Source organism: Colwellia sp. BRX8-5, from assembly GCF_014077325.1.
Classification (GTDB): Bacteria; Pseudomonadota; Gammaproteobacteria; order Enterobacterales; family Alteromonadaceae; genus Colwellia_A.
The window spans coordinates 229,359-248,702 of sequence record NZ_JACGVR010000002.1 but is presented as its reverse complement, the minus strand read 5'-3'; the positions used below and the strand labels follow the sequence as shown (position 1 = coordinate 248,702).

At 39.4% G+C, this 19,344-nt stretch carries 23 protein-coding genes; 5 read left to right on the top strand and 18 right to left on the bottom strand.

The window, feature by feature from the left end; all coding sequences use genetic code 11:
- Positions 1–57: 57 nt before the first annotated feature.
- On the bottom strand, positions 58–1,086 hold the full coding sequence (tdh, locus tag H4J62_RS02640; protein ID WP_070375404.1) for an L-threonine 3-dehydrogenase: 1,029 nt from the start codon (positions 1,084–1,086) through the stop codon (positions 58–60).
- A 22-nt stretch (positions 1,087–1,108) separates the two neighbouring features.
- Entirely contained in the window at positions 1,109–2,320 is a 1,212-nt protein-coding gene (locus H4J62_RS02635; RefSeq protein WP_182214561.1) for a glycine C-acetyltransferase, read from the bottom strand.
- 175 nt (positions 2,321–2,495) lie between these two features.
- On the opposite strand from H4J62_RS02635, the gene H4J62_RS02630 reads away from it, so the two are divergent.
- A complete protein-coding gene (locus H4J62_RS02630) occupies positions 2,496–2,927 on the top strand; it encodes an Lrp/AsnC family transcriptional regulator (RefSeq protein ID WP_404842490.1) in 432 nt (143 codons plus the stop codon).
- Positions 2,928–2,941: 14 nt separating this feature from the next.
- Here H4J62_RS02630 and H4J62_RS02625 read toward each other — a convergent pair whose 3' ends face one another.
- The gene (locus H4J62_RS02625) at positions 2,942–3,724 is read right to left on the bottom strand and encodes a serine aminopeptidase domain-containing protein (protein WP_182214559.1); all 783 of its coding nucleotides are present in this window, start codon (positions 3,722–3,724) and stop codon (positions 2,942–2,944) included.
- Between the two features lie 173 nt (positions 3,725–3,897).
- On the opposite strand from H4J62_RS02625, the gene waaA reads away from it, so the two are divergent.
- Positions 3,898–5,190, top strand: coding sequence for a lipid IV(A) 3-deoxy-D-manno-octulosonic acid transferase (gene waaA / locus H4J62_RS02620; protein ID WP_182214557.1), 1,293 nt, complete (start codon positions 3,898–3,900; stop codon positions 5,188–5,190).
- A gap of 1 nt (position 5,191) precedes the next feature.
- Here waaA and H4J62_RS02615 read toward each other — a convergent pair whose 3' ends face one another.
- The 5 genes from H4J62_RS02615 to H4J62_RS02595 all read right to left on the bottom strand — a co-directional run bounded on the left by H4J62_RS02615 (position 5,192) and on the right by H4J62_RS02595 (position 10,685).
- Complete coding sequence (locus tag H4J62_RS02615; protein WP_182214556.1) at positions 5,192–5,998, bottom strand: DUF4198 domain-containing protein; 807 nt, start codon at positions 5,996–5,998, stop codon at positions 5,192–5,194.
- 52 nt (positions 5,999–6,050) lie between these two features.
- Positions 6,051–6,569, bottom strand: coding sequence for a DUF2271 domain-containing protein (locus H4J62_RS02610; RefSeq protein WP_182214554.1), 519 nt, complete (start codon positions 6,567–6,569; stop codon positions 6,051–6,053).
- Between the two features lie 53 nt (positions 6,570–6,622).
- A complete protein-coding gene (locus H4J62_RS02605; RefSeq protein ID WP_070377110.1) occupies positions 6,623–7,213 on the bottom strand; it encodes a PepSY-associated TM helix domain-containing protein in 591 nt (196 codons plus the stop codon).
- Positions 7,214–7,285: 72 nt separating this feature from the next.
- Positions 7,286–9,379: a TonB-dependent siderophore receptor gene (locus H4J62_RS02600; protein WP_182214552.1), complete on the bottom strand. Its 2,094-nt coding sequence runs from the start codon at positions 9,377–9,379 to the stop codon at positions 7,286–7,288.
- Between the two features lie 232 nt (positions 9,380–9,611).
- Complete coding sequence (locus H4J62_RS02595) at positions 9,612–10,685, bottom strand: glycosyltransferase family 9 protein (protein WP_070375411.1); 1,074 nt, start codon at positions 10,683–10,685, stop codon at positions 9,612–9,614.
- A gap of 52 nt (positions 10,686–10,737) precedes the next feature.
- Between H4J62_RS02595 and H4J62_RS02590 the strand changes: the two genes are divergently transcribed.
- Positions 10,738–11,511, top strand: a complete 774-nt coding sequence (locus H4J62_RS02590) for a 3-deoxy-D-manno-octulosonic acid kinase (protein ID WP_220465224.1) — start codon at positions 10,738–10,740, stop codon at positions 11,509–11,511.
- Between the two features lie 70 nt (positions 11,512–11,581).
- On the opposite strand, the gene H4J62_RS02585 is transcribed toward H4J62_RS02590, so the two are convergent.
- On the bottom strand, positions 11,582–12,262 hold the full coding sequence (locus H4J62_RS02585) for a TetR/AcrR family transcriptional regulator (protein WP_231907340.1): 681 nt from the start codon (positions 12,260–12,262) through the stop codon (positions 11,582–11,584).
- A 144-nt stretch (positions 12,263–12,406) separates the two neighbouring features.
- Between H4J62_RS02585 and coaD the strand changes: the two genes are divergently transcribed.
- Positions 12,407–12,880 (top strand): pantetheine-phosphate adenylyltransferase, encoded by a 474-nt coding sequence (gene coaD / locus H4J62_RS02580; RefSeq protein ID WP_070375412.1) that lies wholly within the window; start codon positions 12,407–12,409, stop codon positions 12,878–12,880.
- Here the strand turns inward: coaD and mutM are convergent.
- The 9 genes from mutM to radC form a co-directional block, all read right to left on the bottom strand.
- A complete protein-coding gene (mutM, locus tag H4J62_RS02575) occupies positions 12,877–13,692 on the bottom strand; it encodes a bifunctional DNA-formamidopyrimidine glycosylase/DNA-(apurinic or apyrimidinic site) lyase (protein ID WP_182214551.1) in 816 nt (271 codons plus the stop codon). The genes coaD and mutM overlap by 4 nt on opposite strands.
- A 28-nt stretch (positions 13,693–13,720) precedes the next feature.
- Entirely contained in the window at positions 13,721–14,626 is a 906-nt protein-coding gene (locus tag H4J62_RS02570; RefSeq protein ID WP_259364639.1) for a RimK family alpha-L-glutamate ligase, read from the bottom strand.
- 33 nt (positions 14,627–14,659) lie between these two features.
- A complete protein-coding gene (locus H4J62_RS02565) occupies positions 14,660–15,145 on the bottom strand; it encodes a hypothetical protein (protein ID WP_182214549.1) in 486 nt (161 codons plus the stop codon).
- Between the two features lie 96 nt (positions 15,146–15,241).
- A complete protein-coding gene (gene rpmG / locus H4J62_RS02560; protein ID WP_070375415.1) occupies positions 15,242–15,397 on the bottom strand; it encodes a 50S ribosomal protein L33 in 156 nt (51 codons plus the stop codon).
- 24 nt (positions 15,398–15,421) lie between these two features.
- Positions 15,422–15,658: a 50S ribosomal protein L28 gene (gene rpmB / locus H4J62_RS02555; RefSeq protein WP_070375416.1), complete on the bottom strand. Its 237-nt coding sequence runs from the start codon at positions 15,656–15,658 to the stop codon at positions 15,422–15,424.
- A 233-nt stretch (positions 15,659–15,891) separates the two neighbouring features.
- A complete protein-coding gene (locus tag H4J62_RS02550) occupies positions 15,892–16,272 on the bottom strand; it encodes a hypothetical protein (protein ID WP_070375417.1) in 381 nt (126 codons plus the stop codon).
- On the bottom strand, positions 16,259–16,927 hold the full coding sequence (locus H4J62_RS02545; protein WP_070375418.1) for an AAA family ATPase: 669 nt from the start codon (positions 16,925–16,927) through the stop codon (positions 16,259–16,261). The genes H4J62_RS02550 and H4J62_RS02545 overlap by 14 nt, the downstream gene beginning before the upstream one ends.
- 80 nt (positions 16,928–17,007) lie before the next feature.
- On the bottom strand, positions 17,008–17,334 hold the full coding sequence (locus H4J62_RS02540) for a PilZ domain-containing protein (RefSeq protein WP_182214547.1): 327 nt from the start codon (positions 17,332–17,334) through the stop codon (positions 17,008–17,010).
- Between the two features lie 26 nt (positions 17,335–17,360).
- A complete protein-coding gene (gene radC, locus H4J62_RS02535) occupies positions 17,361–18,035 on the bottom strand; it encodes a DNA repair protein RadC (protein ID WP_070375420.1) in 675 nt (224 codons plus the stop codon).
- Between the two features lie 81 nt (positions 18,036–18,116).
- On the opposite strand from radC, the gene coaBC reads away from it, so the two are divergent.
- On the top strand, positions 18,117–19,337 hold the full coding sequence (coaBC, locus tag H4J62_RS02530; RefSeq protein ID WP_182214546.1) for a bifunctional phosphopantothenoylcysteine decarboxylase/phosphopantothenate--cysteine ligase CoaBC: 1,221 nt from the start codon (positions 18,117–18,119) through the stop codon (positions 19,335–19,337).
- Positions 19,338–19,344 lie beyond the last annotated feature (7 nt).

Below are 19,344 nucleotides of genomic sequence, written 5' to 3'. Positions count from 1 at the left end.
AGCTTTTCAGCTGGCTTTATATTTTCATTAACAGGTCAGTTGATTAAACCAAAAGGTTTAACTTTCCCAGTTTAAGATAACTTTACCAGAAAGGCCTGAACGCATGGTATCAAAGCCTTTTTGAAAATCATCAATATCAAAATGATGAGTAATAATCGGTGATAAGTCTAAACCTGACTGAATTAAGCTCGCCATTTTGTACCAAGTCTCAAACATTTCACGACCGTAAATACCTTTAATTGTTAAGCCTTTAAAAATAACTTGGCTCCAATCAATGGCCATATCTTGACCAGGAATACCGAGCATAGCGATTTTTCCGCCGTTATTCATGTTTTCTAACATAGCTTTAAAGGCCATAGGTACGCCCGACATTTCCATGCCAACGTCAAAGCCTTCAGTCATCCCTAGTTCGGTCATCACATCAGTTAAACTTTCTTTACTGACATTAACCGCTCGAGTGGCGCCCATTTTTCGGGCCAAATCTAAGCGATATTCATTAATGTCAGTAATAACAACATGGCGCGCACCGACATGTTTAGCGACGGCTGCTGCCATAATGCCAATAGGACCTGCGCCAGTAATAAGTACATCTTCACCGACCAAGTCAAAAGACAAAGCCGTATGAACAGCATTGCCAAAAGGGTCGAATATCGCAGCTAAATCGTCAGATATTTCATCGGGTAATTTAAACGCATTATAAGCAGGGATCACTAAATATTCAGCAAATGAGCCTTCTCGGTTAACACCGACACCGACAGTATTTCGGCATAAATGTGTACGACCACCGCGACAATTTCGGCAATGACCACAGGTAATATGTCCTTCGCCAGACACCCGGTCACCTAAAGCAAAGCCTTTGACTTCTTGACCAATACCGACCACTTCGCCCGCATACTCATGCCCGACTACCATAGGAACGGGAATGGTTTTTTGTGCCCATTCGTCCCAGTTGTAAATATGAATGTCGGTGCCACAAATAGCGGTTTTTTTAATTTTAATTAATAAATCATTATGACCAAGTTGTGGTTTTTCACTCTCAGTCATCCAAATGCCGGGTTCGGCTTTTAACTTTGCTAATGCTTTCATGGTATTTCCTTTAATCCTAACCTTAACCAATAATGTTCATTGCTTTGCCAATACGAATAAAGGCAGAAATGGCTTTATCAAGTTGCTCTTGGGTATGAGCGGCTGAGATTTGAGTTCGAATACGTGCTTGCCCTTTAGGGACTACTGGGAATGAAAAGCCAATCACGTAGATACCTTCCGCTAATAAGCGGCTCGCCATTTCACTGGCTACTTTTGCGTCGCCTAACATCACTGGGATAATCGCGTGGTCAGCGCCCGCACAGGTAAAACCAGCAGCTTCCATATTTGTGCGAAAGTAACGAGCATTGTCTTTTAATGTTTTACGTAATTTGCCACCCTCGGCTAATAAATCAATCACGGTAATTGACGCATTAACAATAGCGGGTGCTAACGAATTAGAAAATAAGTAAGGACGTGAACGTTGACGTAACCATTCAATCGTTTCTTTTTTACCTGAGGTGTAACCACCTGAAGCGCCACCCATAGCTTTACCTAGTGTGCCGGTTATAATATCAACACGGCCCATCACATCACAATATTCGTGGCTACCTCGGCCTTCTTCACCGACAAACCCGACAGCGTGCGAGTCATCAACCATCACTAAAGCATTATATTTATCAGCTAAATCACACACTGCTTTTAAGTTAGCGATAACGCCGTCCATCGAAAATACGCCATCGGTAGCAATTAATTTAAAACGTGCACCAGCGGCATCAGCTGCAATGAGTTGTTGCTCTAAATCGCTGGCGTCATTGTTAGCGTAACGGTAACGTTTTGCTTTACATAAACGCACACCATCAATAATTGAAGCATGGTTTAATGAGTCACTGATAATCGCATCTTCGGCGCCCAATAAGGTTTCAAATAATCCGGCATTAGCATCAAAACATGAAGAATAAAGGATAGTATCTTCCATGCCTAAAAAGTGACTTAATTTTGCTTCTAGTGTTTTGTGAATATCTTGGGTACCACAAATAAAGCGTACCGATGCCATACCAAAACCATGCTCGTCTAAGCCTGCTTTTGCTGCGGCGATAAGCTCAGGATGATTGGCCAAACCTAAGTAATTGTTAGCACAAAAGTTGACTACCGCTTCACCACTAGCTACGGCAATGTTCGGTTGTTGTGCTGTGGTAATAACACGTTCGGCTTTATATAAACCGTCTTCTTTAACTTGCTCAATTTGATCATTTAAATGTGCATAAAAACTTGCGTTGTTTGAAGAGTCGTTCACAACAATTCCTTATTAATAGGTTTGGATAATAATAGTATTATTATCCTAGACGAAGATTGAAAAAAGTGACACTAGTTAATTTTATGGTTATTTGATTAGTTAAATTGACATGTGACACTATCAAAATGACTATTGTTAGTGTCTAATTGGTTTTATTAATGGTTGATGGGTATAAATGATGATTACAGAAAAAGATGAAGAGCTACTCGCTATTTTACGATGCAACGCCCGAGCAAGTGTTTCTGACATTGCTAGAGCGACTGGCGTATCTCGCACAGCGATACAAAATCGTCTAACTAAGTTAGAAAATAGTGGTGTAATAAAAGCCTACAGTATTGTTTTAGGTAGTGAATATAGTAATCAGTTAATTTCGGCAAATGTATCACTAAAAGTAAATCCTAATCTTAGGCGAAATATTTGTATCGCGTTAAGAAAAATACACAATATTAGTCATATCTACTCTATTAGCGGTCAATATGATTTGTTAGCGACCATTCAGGCACAAACATTAAAAAAGTTAAATGAAATTCTTAATATAGTTTGTTCGTTAGAAGGTGTCGAACGGACAAACTCTTCTATTATCCTAGATACTGTTTTTGAAAAATAAAGCGTATTTACTGATCAGTTCAAAGTGGTGTTTAGCCATGAAGTCAGGTTGATTGCTAGGTACTTATTGCGGCGTAATAAGTTATGCCCTTGGTCAACGCCTTGAAAAATTTGGCTGGTAGAGTGACGGTCGCCATTCCATGAAAATAGCTCTTGGGCGGTTAAAAAACTATCTGCATGATGCGCTGAACTGACGAAATAAGCAGGAATATCAATTAAGTTTTTATAATGCTCTTTTTCCATATGATCCATAATAGGCGAAAGTATAACAAAGCTATTAATGCGAATTTTTTCTGCTAAGCGTACCGCTTCATTGACTGAGCAACCGCTGGCAACCAGTGAGATAGGTTGTTGCTCGCCAATTTTACTGCGCAAATAATTATAAGCCGCCAGAACATCTTTTTCCCAATACGAGGTCAGCATGGCAACTTCAGCTTGGTAGCTAACAATATCTTTTACTTGGTGTTTTATCGTTTGGTGAGAAAAACCTTCAGATTCGCTTGCGCCATAGCCTCTAAAGTCAATGGCTAGTGCATTAATACCTTGCTCGGCTAGTAATTCACCCAGTACATTATAGCTTTCGCTACTGTGGGAGCAGTCATGGAGTAATAATACGCCGCCACCAAGCGCGTCTCCGAGATAATAATTAGCCGATAAGACAAAATCGTCGTCAGCGAGAAACTTTACTTTTTGCGGTGTATCTTTTTTCTTTACTTGGCTAACATCTACTTGATTATATGTTGGTTCTTCATATTCTTGTGCGGATAATAAAGGCGCTAGTAGTATAATGCTGACCATGGCGAACCCATGGTTGAATATGTTCTTGATGAAATGAAATTTGCTCATTTTCCTGCACTACTATTTTAGTTCCTTTAATATCACGACGATAACAAACTCCATCGGCTTTGGGTATTTTTATTGTTTGCTTAAGTCGCTATACTGCGTTTATCAACAACTAAAGAGTTTTTTCTGTGCGTTATCAATTATCTTTAATGTTATATCGACTTGTTTTTCTTTGCTTACTCCCGATCGTTTGGTTGTTACTTCAGTTTCGCTCAGTAAAACAAAAAGCTTATCGACAACGAATCAGCGAACGTTTGGGTTTTTTACCTCGAGAATTTAAAGCGGGTGGCATTATCGTTCATGCGGCGAGTGTCGGTGAAGTTATTGCTCTAAAGAGTTTTATCAGCCAACTGCTAGAAACAAAACCTCATCGTGTTGTCACTGTCACTACTTTTACTCCCACGGGTTCAGAGCAAGTTAAAAAATTGTTTGGGGAACGTGTTCAACATTGTTATTTACCCCTAGATAGTACCTTTTGTGTGGCAGCATTTTTAAATAAATTGAAACCACAGGCGATGGTTTTTATGGAAACTGAGTTGTGGCCAAACTTAATCGCGCAAAGTGCAGATCAAGGAATAAAATTGTTATTGATTAATGGCCGCTTATCACAAAAATCGATGAACAATTATCGCAAGCTAGCTTGGTTAATCACACCGACAATTAACCGTTTTGATAAAGTGTTATGTCAAAGCCAAGTGAACTATGAGCACTTTTTAGCCTTAGGTGCCGATGCTGCTCGCTGCAAGGTTTCTGGAAATGTGAAGTTTGACATCAGTGTTAATCAAACAATAAAAGATAAGCAGCAAGAGCTGGCTGAATTTGTGGTCACCGAACGATTAATCTGGGTTGTTGCTAGTACTCATAAAGGGGATGAAAGTCTTGCGTTAAATGCGTTTGCTGAATTACTAAAAAGCTTGCCACAATTACTACTCATTATTGTACCGCGCCATCCAGAGCGCTTTAATGATGTCGCATCATTATGTGTAGCGCAAGGTTATAATATTGCCCGTCGCAGCACTCAAGAAAAAGTAACTCGTGATAAACAAGTTTGGTTACTCGATAGTTTAGGGGAGCTGTTACCGACGTGTGCTTTAGCTAGCGTTGTAACTATGGGGGGCAGTTTTTCGGATATCGGTGGGCATAATCCCCTTGAACCTGCGCTATTTAAAAAACCGATTGTCGTTGGCCCTAATATGAGTAATTTTGTTGAGGTTATGCAGCAACTCGTTGCTGAAAAAGGCATTGTTCAGCTCACTGACCAAGACAGTGCGAAGATGACTGATGAGCTAAGTAAAATCATTGCTGATATTTTGTTATCAGAAAAAACGCAGCAAACATTGGGAGAAAATGCTTACCGCGTTGTAACACAAAACCAAGGAGCTAGTGCCCGAAGTGTAAAACAATTATTGACGTTACTTTAGTTTAATTAAGTTGTGCTTCAAATGTTAAAAAGATACTGCCCATTTGCTGGTCCGCCAAAGGAGAGTTTGGTGTGTCTTCTTTGTGCTCAGCAACTAATAAATATCGACCTGCAGCGTTTGGCGTGAAGGTGATTTCACCTTTTTCATTTGAGAGCAAAGTTAATGTTTGCGGGTTATTGCGGTAACGTGCGCCGTCGGCGGTAATTTCTACGGCAACATCTTTTTGTGCCTTACCATTAAATAAAAATTTGAAAGTCACCTTTTCATTTTCAGCAATATCTGATGGATGAGTAACCGGTAGCAATTCTAATAATTTACCTTCGGTTTTAAAGTTATCACTCGGTGCATTTAAAGTGACATAACTCTCTATTCTTGCATAACGATAAGTGGTTTTGATCGCTGTAGCTTCGGCCGGTAATTTGCCGGCTAGTTCTGTCTTATTAGCTGATAGTCTTTTATGGTCGCCGTCGATAGTATAAGAGGTGATAAAGCTAGCCTCACTGTTATTGGTGATTTTATAGGTCCCAGGATCTTTTAAGAAGTAATCAATGACACTTTTTCTATGGCCTTTATAGCTTGACGACGCTCTTGATGGCTTGCCATTAGGGGTAATAATTCTCACTAAATCTGCCCCCATAGCTTTATCAACATTAAAGGTTTCATTTGATGCAGTTATATCAACCATGATCCATTCGCCTTGTTCAGCAGACAAATTAAAGTGGCTTGGTAAAACCCAGCGAGAATGAGCGAAAGCTTGTGTACTAATGGCACAGGTTAAGGTGAACGCGATTATTTTTTTTAAAGTCATTTTATATTCCAAGTCTAGTGTTTACGTTTTTGAGTTAAGGGGATGAATACGTTTATTTCGGTAGCACAGTGAATTTTATTTCATCAGTTTCATGGCTTGCCGCTAAAGTAAATGTTGATTTTATGTTGTTTAATACAAATGGTTGGCGCAAAATGGCTCGTCCACCGTTTTCTCTGACTACTTCAATAAATAAAGTATATTGTCCTTTTATTAGTGACTTTTTCTGATCATCTTCGGCCAAGAAAGTCAGAGGATATTTGCCTGCTGCGCGAGTCGCAGAAGTTATACCATCAACAAAGTCAGCATCTTTTTTACCGACCTTACGCCACCATCGTCGAATGTCCTTTAACCATTTCGTTTTTTCTCGCCAAAGTAATAAGGTACGTACTGGTTTTCCTTGTGAGTTTTCAATCCAGCTCGCAACATAGGGCGGATGATACTCGCCGAGTTGCTGCTTTAAAGTCAGTTCAAGCTCTAATTGTGCTGGCGCTGAGTTGCTCGGATTGGCAACGGCATTAAAATTTATCAAGCTTAATAAAATAAGTGATAACCCGATTTTGTTTATCTTCATATAAGTTCCTTTTGTGCTCACTCAAGTAGAGAGCGTTGTTCATGCTAATTGATTTAAATCCACCAGATAGCGGTAGAAATCATGGCGACAGTCACGGTTAAACTTACCGTTAAGGTACGATTAAATCGTCTTTGTGGCATGGCTAAAATAAAGCCACTTAGGGCAAATAGGATGCAAAGTAAACTGGTTATATCAATAATCCACCCCCAAAAAACACTGGTATTTCTTCCCTTATGTAAATCGTTCATTAGCGCCCACCAACCGTAGTCAGTTTCTTCAAAAAACAACTCTCCACTGACTAAATCGAGGGTAATAGCGGTATTTTTTCCTGCTCGTTTTATACTGAAAAACAACTCGTCTTGGCTACTTTCGAGGATCGTGTTGTTTAACGATACCGACAATTTTTGCTCAATAGCTGTCGAAACATTAACAATTTGTAGTGGTGTTAACGGCGGATTTTTAATCATAGACAAATCAATCATTAATGCTCTTTCTACAACGTCAGCTTTGCTGTCACGAAACCATTCAGGATGATTGAGGGTAATGCCGGTTACTGAAAAAAAGAGCAGTAAGCTCAACAATGCCATCGACACATAGACATGAATCAGACGAGAAAAACTTAAAGTACTTTTATTTATTTGCATAGCAGGTGTCAGGGTCTTTAATTTATTAATGAGCAACAAATAACTATTTGTTACCCATTATTTTTAGTCAATTTAGAATGATATCTGTGCGGCTAATCGGTAGCTAATTCCGTCGCCTGCGGTAACGCTAGATATACCACCACCAGCAAGGTAATCAGTATCGAGCAAGTTTTGTATGTTGAAGCGGAAATCAACACCTTGGCCACTTATTGTGGTCTTATAGGTTGCTCCAACATCGATACGGGTATAAGCATCTTTGGATATAGTGTTATCGCTATCGGCAAAACGTTCACCTTGATAAAATGCACCCGCATTAAGAGCAAGTTGGTCCGTTAATTCATAACGAGACCAAATTGATGCTGACCACTCGGGAGCATCAACAGGGGTTTTTCCTTGATAATTTTCATCTTTGTCGTATTTTGCGGCTAAGTTCATTAACGATGCCATAACAAAGAGCTTATCGTTTATTGCGCCTTGTGCAGCAACTTCGAAACCTTTGTGACGCTGCTCACCTGCCTGTTCAGTTTGCGTATCAAAATTAGGATCGCCGTTGATTGTTTCAGTGATTAACTTGCCTGTTTTGGTAATATCAAAAATAGCGGTCGTTACTAATAAACGTTCATCAAATAATTGCCACTTAGAGCCGATTTCAAGTTGTTTAGATGTCATGGCCTCGAGCTTCATGCCATGATTAATATCTCGATCGTTTTCGAGTGTTTCGCTGCTCTGGGGTTCAAACCCTTCTGAATAACTCGCGTAGAAAGTGGTTTGGGCATCAGGATGAAATAAAAGCCCAGCTTTAGGCAAGAACGACTCATTGTTCGCGCCTTCTTTACTTTGCTTGTCGTAACGTCCTCCGACCGATATTTGCCATTGATCATTTAAGGTGATTAAGTCTTGTAAATAAATGCCATAGTAATCATAGGCACTGGTGTAAAGTGAATCGTCAGTTGTGTAGCTGATATCAGGTCGTGCTGGCTCTTCTTGGTCGCTGGAGTAGTCAATTGACTCGCCATTTACTTTACGTTGTCCGTAGTAATAGTCTAAAGAATTAGCGCCAATTAATAATTGATGATCGAGACCGGCGAGGGTAAATTCTCCAGTAAAATCGATAAAAGCAGTTTTAAACTGCCAGTCATCAAAACGGTCGTAGGGATTAGAGGTATAGCTATCACCCTCTAAAAAAGTTGTGGGTTTTTTAGGAGACGATTCAAATCGTTGGCGTTTAAAGCTTTGTTCATTGTAGCCGAGTGCAACTTGCCACTGATTATTTAATGCATAGTTGATATCAACACCGATGTTTTCAACGGTAATGTCAGTAAATGCCCAAGACATATCACGAATGGTTTTATCATGACCAATAACATCGCCTTTTTCATCTAACCAAGAACCTGTATCTAACCCTGCTTCATCGTCCGTTCGGTCATAATGAAGGCGTACTATGGCATCGTCTGAAATATCATAGTCAATGACTAACGCACCTAGAAAACGATCGCGCTGACGTTGTTCATTGTTTTGGTACTCATGCTGATATTTAGCATCTTGTTTAACCAGTACACCTCTGTAACGTAATGACCCATCATCAGTTAACGAGCCACCAGCATCTAACGATAATCGGCTTGAACCTTCTTGGTCAACATCAACACCTAGCGTAAATAATGTTTTAGCTGTTGGCTTTTTTGTCACCATATTCACTAATCCACCAGGCCCTGATTGACCATATAAAATACTTGAAGGACCTTTAATCACTTCGATATTTTCTAAGATTTCGATAGGTTGTTGGTAGTGTGACCAATGCTGGTGGCCATCTCTAAGGTAGCCATTGGAAGAACTTAGTTCAAAGCCGCGTAGATTGAATACTTCACGATTACGTTGTTTAGAGCCGGCAGTTAAACTTGCGTCATTGGTTAATACTTCGCCTAATGTTGTCGCTAGTTGTTCTGCTATTACCGAGTTGGGAATAACGGTGACCGACTGAGAAGTTTCTAATAAAGAAACATTGGTCCGCATTGCGCCATGTGCTTGGTCAACTTTATAGTTATTAAAATAACTACCTTTAACTTCAATAACTTCAACAGAGCTATTATTGGTAGCGCTTTCATTGGCACTTGATGAAAAAGGCGTTAAGCCAACGAAAATTGCTAAGCAGACAGGTGAATACTTCATTGTTATTCCTAAGAGAAAAATTGAGAGATAAATTTACTTGGTGCGAATACTAATGATAGTGATTATCATTTGCAACAAGTAAATTTACTTTATTGTCTTTTTCCCGATAACTGTTATTCGGTTGTTGTAGCTTGTTAAGCTAAATGTGGCGCAAGGATCCCTGGTCTCGCTAAAATAATGCAAGACCTTGTTTTGAATTTATAGCTGATGTGAGGCAGTTTAACCGTCACTATTATTTAAGGAGAAACTCAGGGTAGTGTTCATCAAGAAGTAGGTGCAGTTTTTCTTTAACTTGGCTGAAAGTAATACCATTCATTAAATCACTACCTTTGGCGCGAATCCCCCAAGGTAGCTGTTCAATAGGTTGTCTATATTGTTCTTGGGCAGTATGTTGGTAGCAACTTACTACATAGTTTTGATATAAATATGGCCCGGTACGGCAAGGATTACTGTGCGCGTACAAGCCAATAACGGGTGTGCCAACAGTGACTGCCATGTGCGCTGGCCCAGTGTCAGGAGCTATCACCAAATGAGCTATTTTAAGCACACCAAGTAGCTGTTTCAAATTGGTTTGGCCAACAAGGTTAACAAGATTGGATTGGCTTAAACTGATAATCTCAGTGGCTAGTAATGTTTCTAATGTGGTCGGTCCGCCACAAATAACCACTTGAAAACCTAACCCTGTTAAATAATCGGCTATTTTTGCATAACCTTCGGCATGCCAATTTCTCTCAGCTTTACTTGCCGCGGGCGAAATAACCGCAATAGGTTTATCAGATGCTAACGATAGCCGCTCACTTGCCCAAAGTTCGTTTTCGTCACCAATGGGCATTTGCCAGCTAGGACTTTCGCTGGGAACACCGATAGCTTCTGCAAAACCAATAAAACCATCAAGTACATGTGGTTGATGTTGTGGCGCTATCTGATGATTAGTGAAAAGCCACTGGCCTTCTTTAGCTCGTTTACGGTCGAAACCTATTTTTATTTTTGCTTTAATACAGCAACTCGCTAAACTGGCACGCAAGGCTACTTGCATATGTAATAGCACATCAAATTTTTGACCGGCTAACTCTGCACGTAAATCCCGATAGCCTTTTAAGCCTGCTTTCTTATCAAATATGACAAATTTTACCTGTGGCAATCCTTTTAATAAGTTCGCCTCTACTTTGCCTATCACCCAAGTAATTTTTGTTTGAGGATAAAAACGTTGAATTTGTTGCACCATAGCTACGGCGTGACAAACGTCTCCGATAGCAGATAAGCGTAATAAACATAAATTTTTTGGCGCTGTTAATTGACCCAGCATAAAGGAATCACCACAATAGAGCATATAAAGTATTTGAATTGAGTCTATTATCTTGAAACAGTCAGCAATTGTAAAACCTTACCAAGAAAAAATTTACCAACAAGCTAATATTTATTGTTGCTATAACGCCAATGCAATCGATGACTTTTCTCCTGAAATGCTTAATAGTGATTTTTGGCATGAAAATAATGCCATTACCGGCAGTGCCCAAGGGCGTGGTACTACTTGGTTTGTTCAGTACGACTCTCCAGAAGTAAACACCATGGAAAAACAACAGTGGGTGTTACGTCATTATTTTCGTGGTGGTTTAATTGGCAAAATAATTAATGATAAATATTTTTTTACGGGACAAAATAGTACTCGAGCCGCCCAAGAATACCATTTATTAAATACGCTACAGGGGTTAGCACTGCCAGCACCAAAGCCGGTTGCTTTTCGAGTGATTAAACAGGGGCTTTTTTATCAAGCTGATTTGTTATCTTCTCGAATTGAACATGCTCAAGATTTAGTCGCGGTTTTATCAAAAGCACCATTAGTCGAGCACATTTGGCGAGAAGTGGGCAAGGTGATCCGTCGTTTTCATGATGCTGGCATTTATCATCATGATTTAAATAGTCACAATATTCTGCTCGATGAAGAGAACAATGTTTGGTTGATTGATTTTGATCGCGGCGAACAACGAGCGGTTGCTCAATCATGGCAGCAAGCTAATATGGCAAGATTATTACGTTCTTTTGAAAAAGAAAAAGCAAAATTGCCAAACTTTAATTGGCAAAAATCAGACTGGCAACTTCTATTAGCAGGATACCTGCAGTCAAATGAGTGATTAACGGCATTAAAAATGCAAAATTTAATTGAATAATATTTTGATTTTCAACTGATCAGGCGGTTGGTGATTAAGCGATTTCAGCGACTTCCATACAACGTTTACGGTACATGGTACGCGCTTCTAAAAACTCAGGCATTGCAGATTCAGTGATATAAGGTTGAATAATCACTAATATTTTTAAGACGCCTTCATAAAAAACAGCATCAGTAATTTCAATGTTTTTATTTTGGGTTTGATAAAAGCTTAACCAGAAGGTGTTCACTAAACGCAAGATACTGACAATATCAGGTAAGTCTTCATCAGCAAACTTCATCATATGAGTACTACGTAATGACAACAGCATCTCACTGACACGGGTAGCTATTGATGATTGTACATCAACATATTTTTCATGTAATAAAGGGTTTTTTGCTAATAATACCGGCAGGTTACTGTAGAAAAATCTAAACTTCATCAGTGCTTGAAAAACAGCATCCATATATAAAATGATGGTATCGAGGGGCTTTACTTCGGGCGTTACAAAAGGGACTGTATCTAGTAATAGGTTACGTGCATATTCTTCGTAGATGGAAAGAATAATGTCTTCTTTATTGCGAAAATGATAATAGAGGTTACCCGGACTAATGCTTAAATGCGCTGCAATATGATTGGTTGTTACGTTGCGCTCGCCTTGTTCATTGAAAAGCTCAATGCTGGCTTGAATAATTTTATCACGGGTTTTCATGTCAGTTACTTCTGTTTTTATCATTGTATTATTTTCCATCATACTATCAAAATTGAACTGACGGAAAGGCTTTTCGAGTAAATACTTTAACAAATTCGTCTTTGTAAGTTTCCATTCACTAAAAATAGCCTTTACAATGTTTTTAAGTTTATAAAGAAGATACAACTAATGACGATAAAAGCGATTTACCCAGGAACCTTTGATCCGGTCACTAACGGCCACACAGATTTAATTGAACGTGCGAGTGCTTTGTTTTCTGAAGTTATTGTTGGTGTTGCTGCCAGCCCAAGTAAAAAGCCTCGTTTTGATTTAGCGCAGCGTGTTGCTATGATTGAAGAAGTGAGTCGACATCTGCCCAATATCACCGTGGTTGGTTTTAGTGGATTGCTAGTCGATTTTGCTAAAAAAAATCAAGCCAAAGTACTGATCCGCGGCTTGCGCGCTGTGTCTGATTTTGATTATGAATTTCAATTAGCCAATATGAATAGACGTTTAGCCCCTGAACTCGAAAGTGTATTTTTGACACCATCAGAAGGAAATTCTTTTATCTCGTCAACCTTAGTAAAAGAAGTATCCTTGCATAATGGTGATGTGAGTCAATTTGTTCATCCTATTGTAAAAGCCGCACTCGACGATACTTAATCAGTTTGGCAGTTCGGACAGAACACCGAGCTGCGATTCGATTGTCTAACTTCTTCAAGAATCGTTTGGCAGCTATTACATTGCTTGCCTGCTCGACCGTAAACTAATAATTCTTGTGCAAAATATCCTGGGCGACCATCTGCTTGAGTAAAATCTTTTAAGGTTGTGCCGCCTTGGGCAATGGCTGCAGTTAATACTTGTTTGATAATATCGGTAAGCTGATCAAAACGTGCTGCAGAAATTGTTCCGGCTAAGGCCGTTGGTAGAATACCGGCTTTAAACAATGCTTCATTTGCGTAAATATTACCGACACCGACCACAACAGGGTTTGACATTAAAAAGGTTTTTATTGGTACTTTGCGATTCTGTGCCTTAGTAAATAAATAACCGTAAGTGAAGTCATCACTCAATGGCTCGGGTCCTAATTTACTTAATAAACCTCGCTCGTCAATATTGTCTTTAAACCATAATACCGCGCCAAAACGTCGAGGGTCATTCAAACGTAACGCTTTGCCGTGTGCGAAGACTAAATCAAAATGGTCATGCTTTGCGATGGGTGTATCGGCTTCAATAACTCTAATGGTTCCTGACATGCCTAAATGCAAAACTAAGGTGCCATGTGAAAACTTAATTAATAAATATTTTGAGCGGCGTTCAACAGTATGAACACTATGACCAATCATACTTTGTACTGTTTCAGGAATAGGCCAACGTAATTTTGCATTACGTACAACGACTTGCGAAACGGTTTGCTTTAAAATATGGGGACTAATGCCTTGTCGGCAAACTTCTACTTCAGGTAATTCGGGCATAGTAGCTCTATATCGGGTTTATGGTAAATTACAGTGTTAATGCTTGCATGCGATGAACAAAAGCATCGGCAAAGCGTGTTGCTGATTGTTCATCCATATTAAAATATAATGAAGGCTCAATTAGCTCAGCTTCCATAAGGGCAAAACCCTGCTCACAGCGTACAAAATCAACGCGAGCGTACAGTGGCATGCCTATTTGCGTTTTTATCGCTTTAAGGGCCTGCTCTGCATGCTTTGTTAAGCTTGCTTCGGGTGTTATTGACCTTAAACGACCGCCATGTTCTTCTTGAACGCGAAAATCATCGTCTTTTGGTGTTTTTAAAATGGCGTGACTGTAGTGGCCATTAAAATAAAACAGTGAAAACTCACCTTCATCAATAACATTTTTCATAAAGGGCTGAACTAAAAACTCACTGGCTGAAAACGCTTGGGCAAGTTGCGGATAAAATGTTTGATGATTTTCTTTTGTTAGCCAAAAAGTATTATCAGCATTTGCACTTATACGAGGCTTAATGACTAATTGATCAACATTTAATTCAGTAAAATATTGATCTAGCTGTTGCGGCGTTAAATTTTTCCGCCACAATGTTTTAACAATATTTACATCAAGGCTAACTAATTCACGTAAATATTTTTTATCAATATTCCACTCAACCGTTAGTAAACTATTTTCAAGGTGAGCACTAGATTGCTCAATATCAGTTAACACCTTTAAAAATTCAGCCGCATCGTCTTGGTAATCCCATGGCGAACGAATAATAACGGCGGCATAGTCGTTCCAATTAACACTTTTATCATGCCATGACACCATATGCATTTGCCAGCCTAACGCGAGTAGTGGCTGTGCAAGTAAATGGTCGTAAGCCTCAAAATTTTCAAGGTTGTCCATGGTCAGTATCGCGCAGTCTTGTATTTTATGATGAGTCATCGACATGATCTTCTTTATAGTTTTAGTGAAAGGGGGAAGTTAACTGGCTAATATTTCATTGGGAATGAGCTGTGAAAATATTGCCAACGGAAAAGCTAACCATCTTTTTTGCTGAGGATTAAAGACCAGCAATTCATTATCAGTAATAAACAAATTAAGTAATTGAGCTTGCGCTTCACCGGCTAATTCAACCGTAACAACTAACGCCATTTGGTGGTCAAGCTCGGGTGGAACAGTAACTATGTCACCTGTTATCTCATGCCATGTGAGCATCATTTGCTCTAATGCTTGTCCTGATATTTTTGCTGGTGTTGCTCGCCAAGTGCGTCCGATGCGTTCTATCGCCACTTGCTGGTTAACCGCTAGCGATAGAATAACAGCATGTTTGGCAAATAAGGTCTGTTGTTTATTATCTTGTTGGTCAGTTGATGAATATAATTTTTTATTGGTCACGTTAATCACCAGAATAAAAATCATCACTGAAAAAATGATAACGTTGTTCCAACCAGTACGAGAGAGCTTCATAAAAGACTCATTATTAAATACGATAATAGTGATGATACTAAATTTTAGGCAATAAAAAACCCAGCAATTGCTGGGTTTTTAAAAACTTGAATTAAATTACTTAATTTTAGCTTCTTTGTACATTACGTGCTGACGGATGCGTGGATCAAATTTCTTGATCTCCATCTTTTCAGGCATAGTCTTTTTATTCTTATCAGTAGTATAAAAATGACCAGTACCGGCACTAGAAACTAAACGAATTTTATCGCGCATAATAATTTCCTCTAAAAGTAGTTGTTAAACTTTTCCGCCACGGGCACGGATGTCAGTTAATACTACATCAATACCTTTCTTATCGATAATACGCATTCCTTTCGGAGTTAAACGTAATTTAACGAAACGATTTTCACTCTCCACCCAAAAACGGTGAGATTGAAGGTTTGGTAAAAAACGACGACGAGTCGCGTTTCTTGCATGTGAACGGTTGTTTCCAACCATTGGCACTTTGCCTGTTACTTGGCAAACTTTAGACATTCTGAGTACTCCAAAAATTAATTCCAGGTCGAACTATTATTCCCCAAGACCGTCGCCTCGGGATCCTGAAAAAGGTGGCATATTATAGTGAAACTGAAAAATGAAAGCCACCTTTAATAAGAAAAAACTATATTAACTTAATATTGTATTACTTTACAATGGTTTATCTGTTTTTTGTGGCAGTATAATGCTAGGTTTGAGTGATAATTGTACAGATAAATATCAAATTGTTGTTAATTTATGCCTGAGTCGAGCAATTTTTTCAGTTTATTATGCTGTTCTTCGTCACAAAGTTCGTTAATTAAAATACGAATAATATGTGATTTGGCTAATTTAGTTTCTTTGGCGAGATCTTGTAATTGGATAATCGCTTGTTCACTGAGAGTGAAAGTGGCATGACGAAAGGGCTTATTTCCTTTCATATTCTTACTTGCCAATTGCTGTTTTGCAGCAAGAATGGCTTGTTCAATAGAGACATTTTTGGTGTTGTCGCTATTAACAATTTCAGGGTGCCCTAACGCGTAATTTTCTGCGTCAGCAATAAATTCGTCAACAGTAAATTCCCTTTTCTTTTTATTTCCTTGTGTGGTTTTCTTTAGGTCAGTTAAACTCATGTGAGTTGTCCGGTTTCATTGCTAATAATTCTTCAGCTATAGCAGTCATTTCTATTGCTGCTTTACCCTGAGGTTCTATTTCGAGTACTGAAGAGCCTTGTTCTTCGCTGTCATCATAAACATTACGACTAAAGGTTACCGCGTTTAATACGTTAATACCATATGAGCGGCAAACATCTTTTGCTTCTAATATTCGTTTACCTTGGTTGGGCAACGATGGGCATTGGGTGATAACAAAAGAGGCGAGCATTTTTGGGTTAACCATTTTACAGGTACTGAGCATATCTTCCATGTGCGGCACGGTTTTTAGATCTCGACGTTTAGGGCGCAGCGGAATAATAACATGGTCAGCAACCGACATTGCAGCACGAAGCGCTAAGTTATCTTGGCCACCACAGTCAACAATTACATAATCATAATGCTGTACTAAACTGAGTAAATCGTTACGAATTTTACCGTATAATTGAATACAGTTTATCGCGGGTAACGACGGATCAGAATTTCTTGCTTGTATCCAGTCAGAGGTTGTTCTTTGTGGATCACAGTCAACCATCAACACGATAGCTTTTTTATCTCGGGCAAAATAAACGGCTAAATTCTGTGCTAAACAGCTTTTACCACTACCCCCTTTTTCGCCACCTACTAAAATCATCATAATATAAAATGTCCTTACCTCTTGTTGTAACATTTGCTGTTGTAACATTCGCGTCGAGAATTAATTATAGTGCAACTATTTTATTTTGCATTTTCATTTTCTAAGCGTAATGCCAATTCAAAATAACCGTTCGGTTGTTTAAGACAGCGGATCACTGTGCCATATAAATTTTGGCTGTTGGGGTTGGCTACCTTAAAAACGACGGTCACTTTAGTTTGTAGTGGAATGACATGGTCGCAATCGAGCTTTAAGCCGCCACGCGAAAAGTCCAAACAAGTAATTTTTCGTTGCACGGTTTGTTGCTGGTCATTTACCCAACGTATATCAACTAACTCTTTTTCCATATCTAAACGAAAAGATTGTCGTCGCTCGTCGTCGCTGCTCTGATTGGGTTTAGGTTCATTCATCTAAAGCTCCTTCTGTTATTTATTATTTATAATTCACCGTGTTCAGCAAACGAGTAACACTGATTACCGGCAACAATAATGTGATCGAGTACTTGTATATCAATTAAGCTTAGTGCCTGTTCTAGTCTTTTGGTAATTTGTTTATCCGCAATGCTCGCTTCGGCAATACCCGAAGGATGATTATGCGCTAAAATTACCGCGACGGCTTTTTGTTTTAGCGCCTGCTCAACCACTATTCTCGGGTAGACCGCTGCCGCGTTAATGGTGCCAAAAAATAATCGTTCAAAGGTTAATACTTGATGCTGGCTGTCGAGAAACATTACCGCAAAGACTTCTCTGCTTTCACCACGTAATTCACTGATCAAGTAATCTCGTGTCACCTGTGAAGAGGTTAACGCAGTACCTTTTTGCAATTGCTCGCTAAGATAGCGCTTTGACATCTCCAAACAAGCTTGTAACTGTACATATTTCGCCACGCCTAAGCCATGATGTTGACAAAACTCCTGCTCAGTTGCGCGATAGATGGCGGCAATGCTGCCAAAACTTTTTAAAAGCTGCTGAGCTAGCTCAACTACATGGCATCCCTTTACTCCCGTGCGTAAAAATATAGCCAATAATTCCGCATCACTTAAACTGCTAGGTCCTTTGTGTAGTAGCTTTTCCCTGGGTTTTTCATTTTCTAACCAATCTTTTAACATCACCGCATCCTTGCAAAGCAAATTTGTAAATGGGCAAATTAATGGTATCTTATCGCCACTTATCGTTATTAAGACTAGCAGTTTATGCAAATTTTACAGGGTAAAAAAATAGTTCTGGGTATTACTGGCGGTATCGCTGCCTATAAAACGCCAGAATTAGTGCGTCGTTTAAAAGATAATGGCGCAGATGTTCGTGTAGTGATGACAACAGCGGCAAAAGCTTTTATCACTCCACTAACATTACAGGCCGTTTCTGCCAATGGCGTTTCAGACAGTTTGCTTGATAGCCAAGCAGAATTAGCTATGGGGCATATAGAATTAGCAAAATGGGCAGACTTTATCCTAATTGCACCAGCGACTGCCGACGCAATTGCTCGTATTACCTGCGGTATGGCGAATGATTTATTAACTACATTATGTTTGGCAACAAGTGCGCCAATTGCTATCGCTCCAGCGATGAATCAACAAATGTGGCATGCGGCAATTACTCAAGAAAATATTGCTAAACTTATTTCACGAAAAGTTGCCGTATTTGGTCCTGGCTCAGGAGCACAAGCTTGTGGTGATGTTGGTTTAGGGCGAATGTTAGATGTTGACCTTTTAGTCAGCCATGTCTGTCAATTTTTTCAACCAGCGTCGAAGATTGCTCAGGTAGATTTATCGGGCCAACGTTGGGTGATCACAGCAGGGCCAACGCGTGAAGCTATAGACCCAGTGCGCTATATTTCGAATCATAGCTCAGGAAAAATGGGTTATGCCATAGCACAAGCAGCACAATTAGCGGGCGCAGAAGTCCAAATAATATCGGGACCCGTCAGTATTGCTGTTCCCCATGGTTGTAAAAAAATAGCGGTGGAAAGTGCATTGCAAATGCACCAGCAAGCGCTTGAACTTGCCAAAAAAGCCGATGTTTTTGTTGCCTGTGCCGCGGTTGCTGATTATCGAGTCAGTGAGGTAGCAACGCAAAAAATTAAAAAATCAGCCGATGAAATGCAACTTATTTTAGTGAAAAACCCTGATATTGTTGCCGATGTTGCTGCTTTATCCGTAAAACCTTTTACCATCGGTTTTGCGGCTGAAACACAAGATGTCGCACATTATGCGCTTGATAAATTAAAAAGAAAAAATCTTGATATGATTGCTGCCAACAATGTTGCGCTGTCAGGGCAAGGCTTTAATAGTGATGATAATGCCTTAACGGTTTTCTCCAATAAAAATAAAACGGAACTACCGTTAGCATCAAAAAAAATACTTGCCGAGCAATTAGTACAACTAATTTCGCAACATTATGTTGAAAAAAAATAAGAGAACG

What these genes read in the sequence shown, in the direction of transcription:
- H4J62_RS02630 (WP_404842490.1), top strand. Translation starts at nt 2,496, where the DNA reads ATGATGATTACAGAAAAAGATGAAGAGCTACTCGCTATTTTACGATGC.
- H4J62_RS02595 (WP_070375411.1), bottom strand. Translation starts at nt 10,685, where the DNA reads ATGCTGGGTCAATTAACAGCGCCAAAAAATTTATGTTTATTACGCTTA.
- H4J62_RS02570 (WP_259364639.1), bottom strand. Translation starts at nt 14,626, where the DNA reads ATGTCGATGACTCATCATAAAATACAAGACTGCGCGATACTGACCATG.
- mutM (WP_182214551.1), bottom strand. Translation starts at nt 13,692, where the DNA reads ATGCCCGAATTACCTGAAGTAGAAGTTTGCCGACAAGGCATTAGTCCC.
- H4J62_RS02550 (WP_070375417.1), bottom strand. Translation starts at nt 16,272, where the DNA reads ATGAGTTTAACTGACCTAAAGAAAACCACACAAGGAAATAAAAAGAAA.
- H4J62_RS02540 (WP_182214547.1), bottom strand. Translation starts at nt 17,334, where the DNA reads ATGAATGAACCTAAACCCAATCAGAGCAGCGACGACGAGCGACGACAA.
- H4J62_RS02625 (WP_182214559.1), bottom strand. Translation starts at nt 3,724, where the DNA reads ATGGTCAGCATTATACTACTAGCGCCTTTATTATCCGCACAAGAATAT.
- coaBC (WP_182214546.1), top strand. Translation starts at nt 18,117, where the DNA reads ATGCAAATTTTACAGGGTAAAAAAATAGTTCTGGGTATTACTGGCGGT.
- tdh (WP_070375404.1), bottom strand. Translation starts at nt 1,086, where the DNA reads ATGAAAGCATTAGCAAAGTTAAAAGCCGAACCCGGCATTTGGATGACT.
- H4J62_RS02605 (WP_070377110.1), bottom strand. Translation starts at nt 7,213, where the DNA reads ATGCAAATAAATAAAAGTACTTTAAGTTTTTCTCGTCTGATTCATGTC.
- H4J62_RS02545 (WP_070375418.1), bottom strand. Translation starts at nt 16,927, where the DNA reads ATGATGATTTTAGTAGGTGGCGAAAAAGGGGGTAGTGGTAAAAGCTGT.
- H4J62_RS02600 (WP_182214552.1), bottom strand. Translation starts at nt 9,379, where the DNA reads ATGAAGTATTCACCTGTCTGCTTAGCAATTTTCGTTGGCTTAACGCCT.
- coaD (WP_070375412.1), top strand. Translation starts at nt 12,407, where the DNA reads ATGACGATAAAAGCGATTTACCCAGGAACCTTTGATCCGGTCACTAAC.
- H4J62_RS02585 (WP_231907340.1), bottom strand. Translation starts at nt 12,262, where the DNA reads ATGATAAAAACAGAAGTAACTGACATGAAAACCCGTGATAAAATTATT.
- H4J62_RS02610 (WP_182214554.1), bottom strand. Translation starts at nt 6,569, where the DNA reads ATGAAGATAAACAAAATCGGGTTATCACTTATTTTATTAAGCTTGATA.
- rpmG (WP_070375415.1), bottom strand. Translation starts at nt 15,397, where the DNA reads ATGCGCGATAAAATTCGTTTAGTTTCTAGTGCCGGTACTGGTCATTTT.
- H4J62_RS02565 (WP_182214549.1), bottom strand. Translation starts at nt 15,145, where the DNA reads ATGAAGCTCTCTCGTACTGGTTGGAACAACGTTATCATTTTTTCAGTG.
- rpmB (WP_070375416.1), bottom strand. Translation starts at nt 15,658, where the DNA reads ATGTCTAAAGTTTGCCAAGTAACAGGCAAAGTGCCAATGGTTGGAAAC.
- H4J62_RS02615 (WP_182214556.1), bottom strand. Translation starts at nt 5,998, where the DNA reads ATGACTTTAAAAAAAATAATCGCGTTCACCTTAACCTGTGCCATTAGT.